The 17,037-nt window shown below is 60.8% G+C and carries 21 protein-coding genes and 1 pseudogene; 10 read left to right on the top strand and 12 right to left on the bottom strand.

The window, feature by feature from the left end; all coding sequences use genetic code 11:
• The first annotated feature begins 45 nt into the window (after window positions 1-45).
• A complete protein-coding gene (locus J2045_RS20525; protein WP_307376520.1) occupies window positions 46-1,419 on the top strand; it encodes an aspartate aminotransferase family protein in 1,374 nt (457 codons plus the stop codon).
• 44 nt (window positions 1,420-1,463) lie between these two features.
• The gene (locus J2045_RS20520; RefSeq protein ID WP_307376516.1) at window positions 1,464-1,961 is read left to right on the top strand and encodes a DUF1801 domain-containing protein; all 498 of its coding nucleotides are present in this window, start codon (window positions 1,464-1,466) and stop codon (window positions 1,959-1,961) included.
• Between the two features lie 33 nt (window positions 1,962-1,994).
• Here the strand turns inward: J2045_RS20520 and J2045_RS20515 are convergent.
• Window positions 1,995-2,105, bottom strand: a pseudogene (locus J2045_RS20515) (oxidoreductase); the annotation flags it as partial.
• A gap of 111 nt (window positions 2,106-2,216) precedes the next feature.
• Between J2045_RS20515 and J2045_RS20510 the strand changes: the two are divergent.
• On the top strand, window positions 2,217-2,429 hold the full coding sequence (locus J2045_RS20510; protein WP_307376513.1) for a ribbon-helix-helix domain-containing protein: 213 nt from the start codon (window positions 2,217-2,219) through the stop codon (window positions 2,427-2,429).
• The gene (locus tag J2045_RS20505; RefSeq protein ID WP_166604287.1) at window positions 2,423-2,788 is read left to right on the top strand and encodes a type II toxin-antitoxin system VapC family toxin; all 366 of its coding nucleotides are present in this window, start codon (window positions 2,423-2,425) and stop codon (window positions 2,786-2,788) included. The genes J2045_RS20510 and J2045_RS20505 overlap by 7 nt, the downstream gene beginning before the upstream one ends.
• Before the next feature lie 13 nt (window positions 2,789-2,801).
• On the opposite strand, the gene J2045_RS20500 is transcribed toward J2045_RS20505, so the two are convergent.
• The 3 genes from J2045_RS20500 to J2045_RS20490 form a co-directional block, all read right to left on the bottom strand.
• A complete protein-coding gene (locus tag J2045_RS20500) occupies window positions 2,802-3,578 on the bottom strand; it encodes an SDR family NAD(P)-dependent oxidoreductase (RefSeq protein ID WP_307376510.1) in 777 nt (258 codons plus the stop codon).
• 83 nt (window positions 3,579-3,661) lie between these two features.
• The gene (locus J2045_RS20495; RefSeq protein ID WP_166604289.1) at window positions 3,662-3,955 is read right to left on the bottom strand and encodes a DUF2218 domain-containing protein; all 294 of its coding nucleotides are present in this window, start codon (window positions 3,953-3,955) and stop codon (window positions 3,662-3,664) included.
• Window positions 3,956-3,957: 2 nt separating this feature from the next.
• Window positions 3,958-4,548 (bottom strand): PadR family transcriptional regulator, encoded by a 591-nt coding sequence (locus tag J2045_RS20490; protein WP_307376506.1) that lies wholly within the window; start codon window positions 4,546-4,548, stop codon window positions 3,958-3,960.
• A 151-nt stretch (window positions 4,549-4,699) separates the two neighbouring features.
• Between J2045_RS20490 and J2045_RS20485 the strand changes: the two genes are divergently transcribed.
• Both J2045_RS20485 and J2045_RS20480 read left to right on the top strand, forming a co-directional pair.
• Window positions 4,700-5,173 (top strand): OsmC family protein, encoded by a 474-nt coding sequence (locus tag J2045_RS20485; RefSeq protein ID WP_307376504.1) that lies wholly within the window; start codon window positions 4,700-4,702, stop codon window positions 5,171-5,173.
• Window positions 5,174-5,263: 90 nt separating this feature from the next.
• Window positions 5,264-5,797, top strand: coding sequence for a GNAT family N-acetyltransferase (locus J2045_RS20480; RefSeq protein ID WP_307376502.1), 534 nt, complete (start codon window positions 5,264-5,266; stop codon window positions 5,795-5,797).
• A 91-nt stretch (window positions 5,798-5,888) separates the two neighbouring features.
• Here the strand turns inward: J2045_RS20480 and J2045_RS20475 are convergent, their stop codons facing one another.
• Together J2045_RS20475 and J2045_RS20470 are read right to left on the bottom strand one after the other, a co-directional pair.
• Entirely contained in the window at window positions 5,889-7,391 is a 1,503-nt protein-coding gene (locus J2045_RS20475; RefSeq protein WP_307376499.1) for an AMP nucleosidase, read from the bottom strand.
• 105 nt (window positions 7,392-7,496) lie between these two features.
• Window positions 7,497-7,667: a hypothetical protein gene (locus tag J2045_RS20470; protein WP_166605018.1), complete on the bottom strand. Its 171-nt coding sequence runs from the start codon at window positions 7,665-7,667 to the stop codon at window positions 7,497-7,499.
• Between the two features lie 256 nt (window positions 7,668-7,923).
• Here J2045_RS20470 and J2045_RS20465 point away from each other — a divergent pair, with 256 nt between their 5' ends.
• Entirely contained in the window at window positions 7,924-8,301 is a 378-nt protein-coding gene (locus tag J2045_RS20465; protein WP_307376496.1) for a glyoxalase superfamily protein, read from the top strand.
• Between the two features lie 71 nt (window positions 8,302-8,372).
• Here the strand turns inward: J2045_RS20465 and J2045_RS20460 are convergent, their stop codons facing one another.
• Window positions 8,373-8,708 (bottom strand): DUF2147 domain-containing protein, encoded by a 336-nt coding sequence (locus J2045_RS20460; RefSeq protein ID WP_307376494.1) that lies wholly within the window; start codon window positions 8,706-8,708, stop codon window positions 8,373-8,375.
• A gap of 510 nt (window positions 8,709-9,218) precedes the next feature.
• On the opposite strand from J2045_RS20460, the gene J2045_RS20455 reads away from it, so the two are divergent.
• A complete protein-coding gene (locus J2045_RS20455; protein WP_307376492.1) occupies window positions 9,219-9,485 on the top strand; it encodes an SEL1-like repeat protein in 267 nt (88 codons plus the stop codon).
• Window positions 9,486-9,641: 156 nt separating this feature from the next.
• Here the strand turns inward: J2045_RS20455 and J2045_RS20450 are convergent, their stop codons facing one another.
• From J2045_RS20450 to J2045_RS20440, 3 genes are all read right to left on the bottom strand, one after another.
• Window positions 9,642-10,754, bottom strand: a complete 1,113-nt coding sequence (locus J2045_RS20450; RefSeq protein ID WP_307376490.1) for a pyridoxal phosphate-dependent aminotransferase — start codon at window positions 10,752-10,754, stop codon at window positions 9,642-9,644.
• A gap of 108 nt (window positions 10,755-10,862) precedes the next feature.
• A complete protein-coding gene (locus tag J2045_RS20445; protein WP_166605014.1) occupies window positions 10,863-11,279 on the bottom strand; it encodes a PilZ domain-containing protein in 417 nt (138 codons plus the stop codon).
• Between the two features lie 184 nt (window positions 11,280-11,463).
• The gene (locus J2045_RS20440; RefSeq protein ID WP_307376487.1) at window positions 11,464-11,817 is read right to left on the bottom strand and encodes a hypothetical protein; all 354 of its coding nucleotides are present in this window, start codon (window positions 11,815-11,817) and stop codon (window positions 11,464-11,466) included.
• Window positions 11,818-12,047: 230 nt separating this feature from the next.
• Here J2045_RS20440 and J2045_RS20435 point away from each other — a divergent pair, with 230 nt between their 5' ends.
• Window positions 12,048-13,364, top strand: coding sequence for a phytase (locus J2045_RS20435; protein WP_307376484.1), 1,317 nt, complete (start codon window positions 12,048-12,050; stop codon window positions 13,362-13,364).
• Between the two features lie 135 nt (window positions 13,365-13,499).
• Complete coding sequence (locus J2045_RS20430; RefSeq protein WP_307376481.1) at window positions 13,500-14,717, top strand: NAD(P)/FAD-dependent oxidoreductase; 1,218 nt, start codon at window positions 13,500-13,502, stop codon at window positions 14,715-14,717.
• Window positions 14,718-14,897: 180 nt separating this feature from the next.
• Here the strand turns inward: J2045_RS20430 and J2045_RS20425 are convergent, their stop codons facing one another.
• Window positions 14,898-15,830: a tyrosine-type recombinase/integrase gene (locus J2045_RS20425; RefSeq protein ID WP_307376478.1), complete on the bottom strand. Its 933-nt coding sequence runs from the start codon at window positions 15,828-15,830 to the stop codon at window positions 14,898-14,900.
• 296 nt (window positions 15,831-16,126) lie between these two features.
• A partial coding sequence (locus tag J2045_RS20420; RefSeq protein ID WP_307376476.1) for a porin occupies window positions 16,127-17,037 on the bottom strand: 911 nt, incomplete at its 5' end.

Raw genomic sequence — 17,037 nt, 5'->3', positions numbered from 1 at the left:
TGGCCGTGAAAGCAAGAGCTTCCGCCCCGGTCAAGGACCCGACCCATGAACAAGCCGCTTACCGCCGTCTCCAATCTCGGTGCCATCGACGCTGCCCACCATCTTCATCCCTTCTCGGACATGAAGAAGCTGAATGCGGCCGGCACCAAGATCATCACCCGGGCGGAGGGCGTGCATATCTGGGATTCGACGGGCAAGCAGTATCTCGACGCTTTTGCCGGCCTCTGGTGCGTCAATGTCGGTTATGGCCGCAAGTCGATCGCTGATGTGGTTCACGCCCAGATGCTGGAACTGCCCTATTACAACACCTTCTTCGGCACGACGACGCCGCCGACCACGCTGCTCGCCCAGAAGATCGCCGAAAAGACTGGCCCGAAGATCAACCGCGTCTTCTTCTCCAATTCCGGTTCGGAAGCCTCCGACACCTGGTTCCGCATGGCGCGCGTCTACTGGAAGGCGCTCGGCCATGAGACCAAGACGCAGGTGATCGCCCGCAAGAACGCCTATCACGGCTCGACCGTTGCCGGCGCCTCGCTCGGCGGCATGAAATGGATGCATGAGCAGGGCAACCTGCCGATCGAAGGCATCCACCACATCAACCAGCCCTATTGGTATGCCGAGGGCGGCGATCTTTCGCCCGAGGATTTCGGCGTGAAGGTCGCCCGCGAACTGGAGGACAAGATCCTCGAACTTGGCGAAGAGAACGTCGCCGCCTTTGTCGCCGAGCCGATCCAGGGCGCCGGCGGCGTCATCGTGCCGCCCTCGACCTACTGGCCGGAAATCAAGCGCATCTGCGCCAAATACCAGATCCTGCTCGTGGCCGACGAAGTCATCTCCGGCTTCGGCCGCCTGGGTTCGTGGTTTGGCCATCAGCATTACGATTTCGAGCCGGACCTCGCGCCGATCGCCAAGGGCCTCTCGTCTGGCTATCTGCCGATCGGCGGCGTGCTGGTCTCCGACCGCGTGGCGGAAGTCATGGTCAACGAGCTCGGCGACTTCTACCACGGCTACACCTATTCCGGTCACCCGGTGGCCGCTGCCGCAGCGCTTGAGAATATCCGCATCATCGAGGACGAAGGCCTGGTTGAGCGCGTGCGCGACGACACCGGCCCTTATCTCGCGCAGGCATTGGCCTCGCTCACCGATCACGAGCTTGTCGGCGAAGCCGTCAGCGTCGGCCTCATGGGTGCCGTCCAGATCGCCGCCGACAAGGCCACCCGCCGCCGCTTCAAGAAACCTGACGATACGGGGACCGGCGTGCGCAACCAGTGCGTCAATGCCGGCGTCGTGCTGCGTGCCACCGGCGACCGCATGCTGTTTTCGCCGCCGCTGATCATCTCGCGCTCCGAGATCGATCAGGCAGTCGATACGCTGCGCAATGGTCTGGACTGGCTGAAGGACAATCGCGGCGAGGGGTGAACGGGCCCAGCGCCGCCAAGGTAAGCTGAGCGAGGCACTGCACGATGGCGGAAGAGGCAACGAGGAAAAGAGGTTTAACTTCCAAGCCAAAGCAGGGGGATGGCGGATCGATTGGGCCGGCGCCGCAGCAGCCCGACCCGGGTGTGGTCTTGCTTTCCGGCGGAAATCCACAAATCGCCAAGGGCTATGGAGACGCGCCCGTACAGGCTTACATAGCCGCCATGCCGGGATGGAAAAGTGAACTCGGTCGTCGCCTGGATGCGCTTGTCGAACAGGCGGTGCCAGACGTCAGCAAGGCGGTGAAGTGGAACACGCCATTTTATGGCGTCGAAAGTGGCCGTTGGTTTCTAGCTTTTCATTGCTTTACGAAATACGTGAAGCTCACCTTTTTCGACGGCGCATTGTTGGATCCCGTCCCGCCGGGAAAGTCCAGGCAGGAGAGAGTGCGCTATCTGGATATCCGTGAGGGTGATGTGCTCGACGAGCGGCAATTTCTCGATTGGGTGCAACAGGCCAGCCGTTTGCCGGGCGAGCGCCTGTAAGGCTTCCCCTTGCGCCCGTCACCACTCAAGCCCTCACGGCATGAACTGACCGCCATTGATGTCGATGGTCTGCCCCGTGATGTAGCCGGACAGCATCGGCGAGGCGAGGAAAAGGTACGCGCCGACGCAGTCCTGAGGGGTGCCACCGGCGACCGCATGCTCTTCTTGCCGCCGCTGATCATCTCGCCCGCCGAGATCGATCTGGCGAATTTGTCGTCCGGGTGATATACAGAAGCCATATCACTCGGAGGACCGATGCGCACCTTGGTCGACATTCCCGACGCTCAGATCGAAGCATTGGATAAGCTCGCCGCCGCAAAGCAGGTATCCCGCGCTTCGCTGATCAGAGAAGCCGTGGGTGAACTTCTGGACCGACAGAAGGATGATGTTGTTCGCAGTGGCTTCGGGCTCTGGGGCAATTCCGAAGACGGACTTGCCGTCCAGCGTCGACTCCGCTCGGAATGGTGAAGGCACTCTTCGACACGAATATCGTGATCGACTTCCTCAACGGCGTGCCTGAGGCGCAGGAGGTCTTGGACAGCTACCCGGAACGGGCAATCAGTATCATCACCTGGATAGAGGTGATGGTAGGAGCCCCGTCTGATTTGGGCGACGCTACACGGGCCTTTCTGAAAGGATTTGAAGTCATTGGACTGACGCAGGATGTCGCCGATCATGCGGTGATCGTCAGGCAGAGCCACAGGCTTAAACTACCGGATGCGATGATCTGGGCGGCTGCCAAGGCAAACGGCCTGCGGTTGCTGACACGGGATACAAAGGGTTTCCCGCGTCACCATCCAGATATCACTGTCCCCTACGAACTTTGATAGCGAACCGCCCTCACGGCATGAACTGCCCGCCATTGATGTCGATCGTCTGTCCCGTGATGTAGCCGGACAGGCTCTCGGACGCGAGGAAGAGATAGGCGCCGACACAGTCCTGAGGTGTGCCGGTACGCTTCAAGGGTACGCTGCCGGCCACCTGATCGAGCTGGCCGGGCAGGGCATATTTGTCCTGGAAGGCCGTGGTGATGACGCCGGGCGCGACCGCATTGACGCGGATGTTGTATTTGCCGAATTCCAGCGCCATGCCCTTGGTGACCGCGCCGACAAAGGCTTTCGACGAGCCGTAGACGCCCGAGCCGGCAGTGCCGCCGGTGCGGGCGGCAACCGAAGTCGTGTTGATGATGAAGCCGCCACCCTGCAGCTTCATATGCGGGACCGCTGCCTGGCTGGCTGAAAGCACCGAGCGCGCGTTGACGTCCATGACCTTGTCGTAATGCGCATCCGTCATCTCTTCATAGGGAATGCGGGCAATCATGCTGCCGGCATTGTTGATCAACCCGTCCAGCCGGCCGAAGGTCTTGGCGACATGGGCCACCGCCTCGGCCATGGCTTCGGACGATGCGGCATCGGCCTTGACCAGCACGACGCTGCCGCCAGCGGCTTCGATCTCGCGGGCAATCGCATGCGCCGCTTCCGTATTGGAATTGTAGTGCAGCCCCACCAGCGCGCCCTGGGCCGCAAAGGCGCGTGCCAGCGCTTCGCCGATACCACTCGACGCGCCGGTGATCAGCACAGCCTTGCCGGCGAGATCGGGTATGGCGAGATGGGTCATGCGCTTGTCCTCCTGTTGTCGGACAAGTTAGAGCGGCCCCGGCGTGATTTGGCAAGGCCGCTCTCGTCGTCAGAAGGCGGTGGTCACGCCGCTTTCCAGTCGAACGGCAGGGGTGCCTCGCGGAAGGCGAAGCGGTCGAGGTGGCTGGCCACCACGCCCTGATAGGTTTCGAGCTTTGCGGCATCTTCGGTCTCGATCAAGACCGTCAGGCTCGAGGCATCACACTGCATGGATGCTGTCGCTTCGGGAAACTTGACCACTGCCTTGTGGTTCTGCTCGTCGAGTTCGACCTCCAGCTTGTGGGACCAGTGCTTGCAAAGCTGTTGCAGGTATTTCCAGCCGCTTTCGGTCGGCACGGTTGCGATGGATTTTGCCATGTTCAGAGCCTTTCGATCTTGCCGACCGCCTCATCGAGAATGCGGGCGACTTCCAGTTGCGTCTCGCGGGTCGTTGCCTCGCGAGACAGACAGTCGTGCAGGGCCTGCTTCAGGTTGTGCATGGCGCGGCGGACAGGGGCTGCATCGGTCCTTTCGCTGACTTTTGCAAGGGCGGTGAGGCGCCCGATGGCGGTCGCGACCTCGTCCGCCCGGTCGGCGAGATGGTTGCGGCCGGCCTCGGTGATGGTCATTACCTTGCGCGGCCCTTCGCTCTCGTGTTCTTCCGCCAGCCCCATGTCGAGCAGCAGGGTCATGGTGGGATAGACAACGCCGGGCGAGGGGGCATAGGCGCCGCCAGACAGGGTCTCGATTTCGCGGATCAGATCATAGCCATGCCGTGGCTGATCCTCGACCAGCTTGAGCAGCACGAGGCGCAGTTCGCCGCCATCGAAAATGCGCCGCCGTTCGCCACGTCCGCGTGCTCCGCGCCCTGTGCCGTCGAACGGACCTCCCTGACGCATCGCCTGCATGGCATGACGAAAGCCGGAAAAGGATTTGCCGCGCTCGCCGCAGCTGTTGTGATTATGTCTCATGATATCTCTCGTTCTGTTTGAATTGCATCTAAGATATATCGTAACTCCGCGAATACAAGAGCCTTAAACCAATTTCTGTCATTCGCGACGCTTGGACGTCACGCCCCGCCGCGCCTATGATGGCGCAGGATTCGCGGTTCGGGGAACAGTCATGATCGAGAAACGGCACGAATACAGGGTCTGTATCACCTGGAAGGGCAATGCGGGCAGCGGGACGTCCGGCTATCGCGACTATGGTCGCGACCACGTGATTTCGGCCGAGGGCAAGCCCGATATCCTGGCATCGGCCGATCCCGCGTTTCGCGGGGATCCGGCGCGATGGAACCCGGAAGATCTCTTCCTCGCCTCCCTCTCGGCCTGCCACAAGCTGTGGTATCTGCACTTCTGCGCAGTGTCGGGCGTGATCGTCATTGCCTATGAGGACCATGCCGAGGGCGTGATGGAGATGGATGCGAACGGCACGGGCAAGTTCGTCGACGTCGTGCTGAAGCCGAAGGTCAGCATCAAGCGTGGCACCTTCCCGGAACTCGCGCTCGAACTGCATGACGATGCCCACGAGAAGTGTTTCATCGCCAATTCGGTGAATTTTCCGGTGCGCTGTGAGGCGGAGGTGGTGGAGGCTTGACAGGGGAGGGCGGGGCCAGTCGTGCCCGACCGAAGCCTTCCCGCCCACCCCGACATCGTCCCTGAACCGGAAGACCTGCGAGGAAACCTGATGGTGGTACTACAGACGGCCAACCTGACCCTCGCTCCTTGTCATTCGAGTGACGCCGTCGATTTCATCGCGCTCGAATGCGACCCGGAAGTGATGCGCTTTCTGAATGGCGGCGCCGTCGATCATGAGAAGATCGACCCTGAGCAAGCGCCGTTCCTGATGCCGAGAGGCACGGAACCCTATGTGTGGACCGCACGCGGGACGGCCGACGGCGCGTTTGTCGGATGGTTCTGCCTGTTTCCGGAGACGGAAACGATGGCCGAGATCGGCTATCGCCTGCGCCGAGCGTGTTGGGGCCGGGGACTGGCGCCGGAAGGCGCCTCGGCGCTTGTCACATGGGGCTTCACCAGCGGTGGCTACGAAAGGATCGTGGCAACCACGATGGCCGTGAACCAGGGGTCGCGACGTGTGATGGAAAAGATCGGCATGAAATACATGCGCACGGAGTTTGCCGATTTTCCCGATCCCATCCCGGGTTCCGAACACGGCGATGTCTGGTATGAGCTGACGCGCGGCGAATTTCTGGCGCGCTGAGATTCAGGCTCCCATCAGACAACTGCCGGCAGGAACGAAATTCCTGCCGGAGACCATTTTGTCCATTCTGCCGACCGCTGCGCTCGCTGTCTTACTGAAACGCCGTCTCGAAGAAACTTCTGAGCTTGCGCGAATGCAGCTTCTCGGTCGGCATGGCGCCGAGCTTTTCCAGTGCCCGGATGCCGATCTGCAGATGCTGGCTGACCTGGGTCTTGTAGAAGGCCGTCGCCATACCCGGCAGCTTCAGCTCGCCATGCAGCGGCTTGTCGGAAACGCAGAGCAGCGTCCCATAGGGCACGCGGAAGCGGAAGCCGTTGGCGGCGATCGTCGCCGATTCCATGTCGAGCGCAATCGCCCGCGCCTGGGAAAGCCGCTTGACGGGGCCGCGCTGGTCGCGCAGTTCCCAGTTGCGGTTGTCGATGGTGGCGACCGTGCCCGTGCGCATGATGCGCTTGAGCTCGAAGCCTTCGTAGCCGGTGATCTCCTCGACCGCGTCTTCCAGCGCCAGTTGCACTTCCGACAGCGCCGGGATCGGCACCCAGACCGGCAGGTCGTCGTCGAGCACGTGATCTTCACGCATATAGGCATGCGCCAGCACGTAATCGCCAAGCCGCTGGCTGTTGCGAAGCCCGGCGCAGTGGCCGAGCATCAGCCAGGCATGCGGTCGGAGCACCGCGATATGGTCGGTGATCGTCTTGGCATTGGACGGGCCGACGCCGATATTGACGACGGTGATGCCGGCATGACCCTTTTTCTTCAGGTGATAGGCCGGCATCTGGGGCAGTCGTCCGAGTGCCACGCCCTCGGTCGGTTCCGTGTGGCCGGCCGGCGTGATGATGTTGCCGGGCTCGACGAAGGCCGTGTATTCGCTGTCGCCATCGGCCATCAGCTTGCGCGCATAGGCGCAGAATTCATCGACATAGAACTGATAGTTCGTGAACAGCACGAAGTTCTGGAAGTGGTTCGCACTGGTCGCCGTGTAGTGCGACAGCCGCGCCAGCGAATAGTCGATGCGCTGGGCGGTGAAGGGCGCCAGCGGATGCGGTTCGCCGGGTAGCGGCTCATATTCGCCATTGGCGATCTCGTCGTCGGTGACTGTGAGGTCAGGCGTGTCGAAAATGTCGCGCAGCTGCATGTCGGCGAGACCGCCGGCAGAGGCTTCGACATGCGCGCCTTCGGCGAAGGCGAAATGCAGCGGGATGGGCGTCGCCGATTCCGACACGGTGATCGGCACCTGATGATTGCGCATCAGAAGGGCCAGCTGTTCCTTCAGATAATGCCGGAAGAGCTGCGGCCTTGTGATGGTGGTCGTATAGATGCCGGGGGAAGTCACATGGCCATAGGAAAGGCGGCTGTCGATATGGCCAAAGCTCGTCGTTTCGATGCTGACCTGTGGGTAGAAGGCTCGGTAGCGGCCCTCGATCGCGCCGCCCTTGGCGAGTGCCGAAAAGGCCTCGATGAGGAATGTCGTGTTGCGCTCGTAAAGCGCGGTCAGTGCGTCGACCGCGGCCGTCGCATCTGTGAAGACCTGCGGCTGATAAGGCTCAGGGCTGATGGAATTCTGGGGGGCGGGGGACAAGATTCGTGTGTTCATGGCGCATTATAGGAAAGGAAACTTGACAAGCAAACGACGTCGTTGGCCGAGCGTCAAGATTTCTTCCAGCACCTTGGCTGCCGCAAGCCTGCGCCTGTGGCCAGGTCAGAAGGTCGGGCGGCAGCTGTTCAGCCCGGTCGGCGCGCAGCTGGCGACAAGGCCGGACGACTGATGCCGGATCGAGGGCTGGTTGTTGACCACGAGCTGGGCGAACATCATGGCGAACAGTGCCATGGTCAGCGAGATGATGGTGAAACGCCGCGCCAGCTTGGCCATGTCCTTGCTCCTTTCCGATCCGATGGAAAGGTTTTATCTGGCATGCGCTGAACATGATCTGAGATGCCAGTTCATCTGGCATTCACAAGGGTTAACTGAAATTCGCCGCCATTCGGGATGGCCTCTTCCCTCGATCCCGCTTCTGGTCATAATGGCAACAGGCGGGCACCGTCCCGTCCAGCACTCCTTCCGGCATGGCATCGCGCGTGGAGCACCGTCTCCCTCAGTTCCGCCATCCGGCAACAGGGTTTCACCCATGAACAGCAAGAATGAAGGCGCCCTCCGGTTCGGGCGCATTGCCGCAACCTTGCCCGTCAAGGACATCGAATGCGCAAAGGCCTTCTATATCGATCTGCTCGGATTCAGGTCCGTGTTCGAGAACGGTAGTCCCATCGGCTTCGTCATATTGCAGCGTGACGATGCCGAACTGCATCTCACACTGCAGAAGAACCACACGGCAGCCGACTTCAACGTTGCCCATATGATGGTCGAGAACATCGACCATCTGCATGACCTCGTGCAGGGGCGAGGGCTGAAGGTGGTCAAACGGCTCCAGGACAAGGACTACGGCCTGCGCGCCTTCGTCTTCGAGGATCCGGACGGCAATCGCATCGATGTCGGTCAGCCGATCTGATCCGCCCTTGAAAGCAGAAGGGGCGCCGGTTGCAGCCGGCGCCCCTTTTGTATTCTGAAACGCCGTTGGCCTCAGAGGCGCGTCCAGGTCTGGCTCTTGCAGAGCACGGCCATGACGCAGCCCTTCATCTTCAGCGAGTTGCCGGAGACGGAGCCCGAGCCGGAATAGGTCTTGTCAGTTTCAGGGTCGGTGATCTCGCCCTTATAGCTGTCGCCGCTGCCGGCCATCTTGCCGATCTGCTTGCCGCTATGCTGGCCGCTCTTCAGCGTCACGCAGAAGGAGCCGCCGCAGGGGGCGATCTCGGCCGTGGCACCCGACGCCGTCTTCCAGTTGCCCTCGATGGGTTCGGCGGCCTGGGCCGTGAAGGCCGAAAGGGCGAGTGCTGCCGCAATGATGATGGAACGCATGGTCTGATCTCTCCTCCCGAGATGATGGTCCTCTCCCGTGGTCGGAGACGGTCCTCTCCGCAGCCGGCCCAACGGTTAAGAATAATCTTACGCACACGTAAAGGTAAAATGCAATCCGCCCCGTAAAGGGAGGCGTGGAAAGCCACGAAACACTGCAAATGCAGCATTTTTCCAAAACGCCTTCGGAAAACGTGGTGAAAAATCGGTTTATTTGCCAGCGTGAAGCTTTCGTAAATTTTGTCTCGAAATCCTTAAGTTGCAGGGGGTGTGATACTTAACGGAATCCGAAGTTTACGAAGCTTTTGTACTTTGTTTTCAGCAAATTAAGGATGCATTTTAAGCGAGTTTCAAAGACCGTTTGGCATAGTGAACCCATCAAACGAGCAGGGAAAAACCCCGCCAAACCCGACCGAAGCGAGAACGACCGGACAAAGATCCGGCGCCGTTTTGGAAGGGCCCGCAAGGGAAAACAGGGACGACTGAGAAACTAGGCAAACAGGGACAAAACCAATGGCACGCTTTGAAATGCACAATTCCGAAAATGCCACGATGGGTGGCGAAACCCGGGCCGACGTCTTCCGCGACATGGGCCTGATGTATGCGACCGGCCGCGGTTGCCCTGTTGACCTCGTGTCGGCGCACAAGTGGCTGAACATTGCCGCGATCAAAGGCTGCGACCATGCAGCCGAGCTGCGCGCCGATCTCGCCCAGACCATGAGCAAGGTCCAACTCGCAGAGGCGCTTCGCGCCGCCCGCGAATGGATGACCATGCACTGACATATTCCCGTCGCAGCTGCGGCGGACGATATCACAACAAGAACCCGAAAGGGGAACGTGGCGGGGACCTTTGGACGGGGCCAAGGCCAACACTTCATGAAAACCGCGACCGGCAGGAACAAGGCCGGCGCGGTTTTTTCTATTGTCGCAGACGGTTCAGCCGAGCGACTTGAGCACCTGCGGCAAAGCCTGTTCGAAGAGATCGAGATCGTCGGGCAGCCCCGTCGAAACACGGATGCAGCGATTGAGCGGCGCCACCCCCGGCATGCGAATGAAAACGCCGTGCTCCATCAATCCGTCGACGATGGCGCGGGCAAAGACCCCGTCGCGACCGGCATCGATGGCGACGAAATTGGTGGCCGAGGGGAGGGGCTTCAATCCGTTCGTCTGTGCGATCGCCGCGATCCGATCACGGGCAGCCTTGATCCGCGCGACCACATCCGAGAGGTAGGCCTGGTCGGCGAGTGCCGCGAGGGCAGCCTCTGTCGAAAGTCGCGGCATGCCGAAATGGTTGCGGATCTTGTCGAAGGCTCTGACAGTACCGGGCGTGCCGATGCCATAGCCGACACGGGCGCCAGCCAGGCCGTAAGCCTTGGAAAACGTGCGGGTTCTGATCACGTTGGGCAGGTCGATCAGCGCATCTGCAGCTGGGATCGAACCTTCGGGCGCCGTTTCGCTATAGGCCTCGTCGAGGATGAGCAGCGTGGTCGAGGGCAGGGCACGGGCAAAGGCGACGATGCTGTCGGCATCCCACCAGCTTCCCATGGGGTTGTCGGGATTGGCGAAATAGACGAGCGGCGCATTCTCTTGGCGGACCAGCGCGAGCAGGGCGTCGAGGTCTTCGCGATCGGCGCGGTAGGGTGCCGTGACAAGCCTTCCGCCAAAACCATTCACATGGAAGTTGAAGGTCGGATAGGCGCCGAGCGAGGTGACGACGGGCATGCCGGGCTCGATGACGAGGCGGACGATGAGGCCGAGCAGGTCGTCAATGCCTTCGCCGACCACGAAGTTTTCCGGTTTGAGGGCGAGATGTGCGGCAAGCGCCACCTTGAGCGCATGGTTTTCCGGATCGTTGTATTTCCAGATCTCTCCGGCCTTCTCGGCAATGGTGGCGAGTACGGACGGGGCGGGACCGAAGCCGCTTTCATTGGCGCCGATGCGGGCGCGCACGGCCAGACCGCGTTGCCGCTCTATGGCTTCGGGGCCGACAAATGGAACGGTGGCAGGAAGGGAGGCGGCGAGGGGCGTGAAACGGGAAAAGGCGGTCATTGCGAAGCGGGTTCCGGCGGATCGAGTTCGATCCGCTCACAATAAGAAGCGCAGCTTTGGACGCAAGGCCGGTTCTGCGAGGATCGGACCGCTATTGGCGGCGGTGCTTCAGCGCCCGAGGCGCGCACCGTTGCCGTTCTGGAACGGCTTGACCGGCGCGTTGACCGCCTCGCCGAGCATGAAGTCGGCGCGGACGATCCGGTGGAGCATATGCTCCGAGATCGGCGCGATGAACTTGACGCCGACACGATTGCCGTTGCGATAGGCTTCGGCGCAACCGATCCGGTCTGCAAGGCCGACGATCTGCAGATAATAATGAGCGGAGAGGCCGATCGCGGTCGTCAGCTCAAGAGCCGCACCGCCCTGGGAAATGTCGACCACCTCGCAGCTGCGGATGGTGATGCCGGTTAGACCGGGACGGACCGACATGACCTTCGCCGGCCGACGGACATAGAAACGCTCCCATTTGCGTTCGTACATCTCCGATCGGACCCCAGCCAGATGCGTCGCATTTTCCATCACCATGACCGGCTCCCCTTACTCGTGTGATGACACTCTGGGCATTAATATTTGCAGTAGCATCAACAAGTTCGATCAAGTTTTAAGGAATGCGAATATTTGACTTCAAGGGATCGTTTCAGGCGGTTGCGGCACGGGTGCACGCAGGCCTTGCGCAGGCGCTGTCAATGCATCCGTCCGCTTGGAAAGGTCAGTGGCTCGTTTCGAACGCCAGCCGAACCACATGATGGAGAAACTCGGCGTCGATCAGCATGTTGAAGCCGATGGTCAGCTTCTCGGCTTTGCGCCGGATCACCGTGCAGCCGATCTCGTCGTGAATCCCCAGGATTTGCAGGTAGAAATTGCTCGGCACCGTGACATGCGGTGAAACATCGAGTTCGGCGCCGTAGAGCGAGATCGTCCGGATGAGGCAGCGCTGGGACATCTTCATGCTGAGGTGATGACCAACGAAGACGATCTTCCCGGGTCTGTCCACCCTGAATTTCTCGAAGATCTGGTCCCGAGGGATGTCCGATCTGGCGTCCGGTATCCTCTGCAAGGGCATGTCACCCTCCTACGGCTAAAATGTACAACGTCAGGTTAGCCGATGGTCGTTACCGGATGGTGGAGAGACTGCATCAAATGCGCGGCATCGCGCAATTTTCCCTGTTCCGACAACCTCTTCCCTCCCGGGAGGCGTTGTTTCATTTCGGTCGCCCCTGTCAAAAAAGTGTAGCACAGGGGGTATATGGGCCCGGCACGGGACAATGTCCTCTTTGCCAGGAGCCACGTTTCATGAAATCCTTCCTTATCGCTCTTCTTGCTGCAAGCACCTGCCTCGCCGGGCCAGTTGCCGCCGAGGCTTACAAGGTTCACGACATCCAGCCGACGCTCCAGACGCCGCTCCTGACTGAGGCGGACATGGATGCCGACGCCGACGATCCGGCGATCTACGCCAACACGGCCGATCCGGCCCGCAGCCTTGTCATCACCGCCGTCAAGAATGGCGGCATGCGGGTCTATTCGCTGAGCGGCGAGCTGGTGCAGACGCTGGCCCCCTCGCGCGAAGACGGCCGCGTCAACAATGTCGACCTTGTCTATGGCTTTACCCTGGCCAATGGCGAGAAGGTGGATCTGGCCGTCGGCAGTGACCGCGGTCTCGACGTCATCCGTGTCTGGCGCATCGATGCGACCGCCGCCGAGCCGCTGGTGGAAGTCACCGATCCGGCGGAACCGCGCGCTTTTCCCCAGCGTCCAACAAAGGACCAGGCCGGCAGCGAGGACAATCCGCTGGACGATCAGGACACCATCTATGGTCTGACCGCCTGGACGGATCGCGACAGCGGCCTGACCTGGGTCGCCGGCACCCAGAGGCATCAGCCGCTGGTGGGACTGTTCACCCTCCAGGCCTTGCCCGACGGCAAAGTTGGCGCCAGGTTCGAAAGGTCGGTTCTCGTGCCGGCTACGCACAAGGACCAGGATCTGTTCCAGGAAACGGACGATGAGCCGTTGAAGGACTGGAGCCCGCAATTCGAGGGCAGCGTGGTCGATGCGACCACCGGCATTCTCTATGCCGGGCAGGAAGACGTCGGCATCTGGAAGATCGACATCCGCAACGCCGAGACAGCACCGCAGCTGGTTTACGAGACGCGCGGCTCCACCGAAAGCAGCTTCAACAATCGTGACAGTGCAATTGCCCGCGATGTCGAAGGCCTGACAATCTATTATGGTGAAAACGGCGTCCGTTATCTGCTCGCCTCCAGCCAGGGCCAGGCCCATGGTGATGCGGTGGCGACTGATGCGCCCTATGACGACAGCTTTGCCGTGTTTTCGATCGGTGACAGCCTGAAGCTCGAAGGCTCCTTCCGGATCGCAGCGCGTGACGGCGTCGATGCGGTGCAGGAAAGCGATGGCGCCGACGTGCTCTCGACGGGCCTACCCGGCTTCGAAAACGGTCTCTTCGTGACCCAGGACGGCTATGCCGGCGACATCAACGGCCTCGACGGCGAGACCCCGCAGACGAATTTCAAGTTCGTCGACTGGAAGGCGATCGCCGAAGGCTTCGATCCGCCGCTGGCGATCACCCCGAAGGCGCCCGATCCGCGCCGCTGAGCTGACGGGCGAGGGAGGTCCTGGCCCCGAAACTTGACCGCAAATCGCCACAAAGCTAGGCCTTGTTTTAAATGATCGCTGCCGGCCCTCCGGCGGCGATTCTCGTGTGAAGGATTGGTCTGGGAAATGGACAAAATGGCAGGACGGCTGGTCATTGTCGGAGCGGGGCAGGCGGGCTTTGCCCTGGCTGCAAAGTTGCGGGCGCTGAAGGACATGCGACCGATCACCATTCTCGGGGCCGAGCCCGTCCTGCCCTATCAGCGTCCGCCATTGTCGAAGAAGTACCTGCTCGGCGAGATGGAGTTCGATCGGCTGCTGTATCGGCCTGAGGCCTGGTATGGCGAAAACGATGTGGAGATCCGCCTGTCGACGCCGGTCGAGGCCATCGACCGGGAAAGCCGGACCGTGCGCCTCTATGACGGCAGCGATGTCGTCTATGAAACGTTGGCGCTGGCGACCGGTGCCACACCGCGCCGCCTGCCGGCCGCAATCGGCGGAGACCTCGACGGCGTCTTCACCGTTCGCGACAAGGCGGATGCCGATCGCCTGGCCACCGAGATGAAACCCGGACACCGGCTGCTGATCCTCGGCGGCGGCTATATCGGTCTTGAAGCCGCAGCCGTCGCCCGCAAGCTCGGCCTCGAGGTGACGCTGGTCGAGATGGCCGACCGTATTCTCGCCCGTGTTGCCGCCCGCGAGACGGCCGATGCGATCCGCGCCATTCATGTGAGCCAGGGCGTGGTCATCCATGAAACGACGGGTCTCACGCGGTTGATCGGCGACGAGGGCCGGGTGAAGGCCGCAGAGCTTTCCGACGGCCGTGTGATCGACACGGATCTGGTGATCGTCGGGATCGGCGTGACCCCCAATGACCGGCTCGCGGCGGATGCCGGCCTCGAGGTGCGGAACGGGATCGTCGTGGATGCGTTTGGCCGGACCTCCGACCCCGCGATTTTCGCCATGGGCGACTGTGCTGTGCAGGACTGGAAGGGGCAGCCGGTTCGGCTTGAATCCGTCCAGAACGCCGTGGATCAGGCCGAGGCCATTGCGGCTATCCTGGCCGGCGGCATGGAGCCCTATGATCCGAAGCCGTGGTTCTGGTCGGACCAGTATGACGTCAAGCTGCAGATTGCCGGGTTCAACCTCGGCTATGACAGGACGGTGCTCCGTCCCGGCCAGCGGGAGGGCAGTCTGTCTGTCTGGTACTTCCGCGAGGGCGCCTTCATCGCCGTCGACGCGATCAACGATGCGAAAGCCTATGTGACGGGCAAGAAGCTGCTGGAGACCGGAAGACCGGTCGAACCGTCGGCGATCGCAGACCCCGCTCTCGACCTGAAAAGCCTGTTGGCCTGAGCGCGCTCCGACTGCGGGCAGCCCTGTCAATTCTGCAGATCTATCGCTGAACGAAAAGGAGGGGCCGGCAATCGCCGGCCCCTCTGTTGCTTTACAAAACAGTTATTAATGACACCTAATAAAATAGTCTTTTCAAAGTGATGGTAGCGCTATCATATCACTAACAAAAAAAAGACTGTCTCATCCGGTGGCCGCACGCTCCAGAATTGGTACGCACATGTCGAGGTCATGCGATGCAAGATGCGCATAGCGCATCGTCATGGTCAGTGTCTGGTGCCCGAGCCACATCTGCACGCGGCGAATGTCGATGCCGCCCTGGACGAGACGCGAGGCACAGGTGTGGCGCAGCACATGCGGCACCACATCCTTGTCGTCGGCAAAGCCGATTGCATCCTTGGCATTGTGCCAGGCGATGCGAAAACGCTGCTGGTCGATCTCGGCAAAGGGCCCCGAATGGCGGCGGTCCGAGGCTTCGATCGCGGCAGCGGCACGCTGGGTGAGGGGAACGGAACGCGAGCGGCCCGACTTTGTCACCCAGAAGGTCACGCGATGCTTGTGTATGTCGCCCCAGCGCAGATTGAGGCCTTCGCTCAGGCGGGCCCCGGAATCGACCAGGAACAGGCAGAACCGGTAATAAAGTTCGGAATGCGCCCGGATTTCCGAAAACAGCGCGTCTTCTTCATCCCGGTCGAGGAAGCGGATACGCCCGGCTTTCTCTTTCTGGCGCTTGAATTCCGGCAGACTGTGAACGTCTCCCATTTTATACGCCTTTCGCAGCAGTTTGCTCAAGGCCGCCATCTTTCGGTTGATGGTGGCGTTGCTGTTACCGCGTTTGCGCATTTTGCCGATCAATTGGTCGAGCATCTCTTGGGAAAATGTCGAGAAGCTCGGAAAATCAAGGAGATCGTGAAGCTCTCCGATAAAATTCGTTACGTTATATTTGTGGCTGCCATTCATCCACAGCAGGTCACCATACTTGCCGAACAGCTCGCGAAGATTGGTTTCGCGCACTTCGTGCAGGATGTTTCCCTGGCTGTAATGATAATGGACGGAATAACGAGGCACCTCGACAAACGTGTCGAAACCTCCACCGGCCGGCATTTCCACCTGCATGTATCCCCCGAACCCTCTTTGGCGAGCACGCGAACGGGCTCACCGCCCATCCCCACGGGCGTATAAAAGTTATGTTTTATAAAAAGTATAGTGCAAAACGGCACAAACTTTTGTGATAAGCCCATATAGGACTGTCTCGATGGATCCGTGGGCGCTCCTTTCTGTTGCGTGTTCTGATGCTTCGGATCGTTTCAAGCCGTTGGTTCAACGGGCTTTCAAGTCGACCCTGAAAAGGCAAAAAGGATCCGGCTCGAATAGAAGCCGGACCCCTCGTCAGATCGCTAATCCGTTGTGGATTAGAACGAACGGGTCAGGCGAACGAAGCCGCTCCAGAGTTCGTCCTGGTTGTCTTCGTCGAGGTAGTCGACGGTTGCCGAAGCCTTGAGGCCCTGTGCAAGCGCGTACTCGCCGTAGATGCCAGCGCCCCAGGCGCCGTTACCCGACAGGTCTTCCAGGAAGGTAACCGAAGGAGCGATCGACAGCTTGTCGGTGGCCTTGAAGGTGTAAGCAGCAACAACGCTCCACTCGATGTCGGCGCCAGAGCCCGGCAGCGAGTCGATGAAGGTCGAGTTCTGACCTGCGTCGTAGGTTGTGTACATGCCGGCCAGCTCGAGCTTGCCCGGGCCGAGGTCGGCAGAGAGGACGCCGTAGACTGCGCCGTTCTCAAGTTCGGTTTCGTAGAGACCGTAGACCGCGACGGTTGCAACGCCGAAGGTGGCGCTTGCGAAGGCTTCGATTGCGACGTCGTTGGTGTCGCTGATCTCAGACGTGTCGTCGACGCCGAGGCCAGCAGTGAAGGCGTCGGAAGCGTAGGTGTAGGAGATCGTGTTGTAGACAGTCACGTCAGCAAAACGATCAGATTCGCCGTTCGTGCCGAGATCGTCCCAGAACGTCGCAGCCTTACCAGCCTTGAAACCGCCAGCAGTGATGTAAGCCTGCTGAACGAAGGCGTCGCCTTCGGAGTCATCACCCTGGATACGGATGAAGGAGCCAATGGTGCCGATTTCAGAATCGTTCTTGGCGTCGAAGTTGACGCGGGCGCGGATTGCGCTGTCCCAGTCGTCGCCGTCATCGCTGTCGGCGCTGTTGAAGCCGAGGGTCGCGCGAACTTCACCCGAGATCTTCAGGCAGGTTTCGGTGCCGGGGATGTAGAAGTAGCCGGTGCCGAAGGCGTCGCAAACGCGAACGTATTCCATGGGCTCGGGCT

The sequence above is a fragment of the Peteryoungia aggregata LMG 23059 genome, from assembly GCF_030814435.1.
GTDB classification, from domain to species: domain Bacteria; phylum Pseudomonadota; class Alphaproteobacteria; order Rhizobiales; family Rhizobiaceae; genus Allorhizobium; species Allorhizobium aggregatum.
The sequence above is the reverse complement of the archived record's forward strand: the minus strand, read 5'-3'. Positions and strand labels throughout refer to the sequence as shown.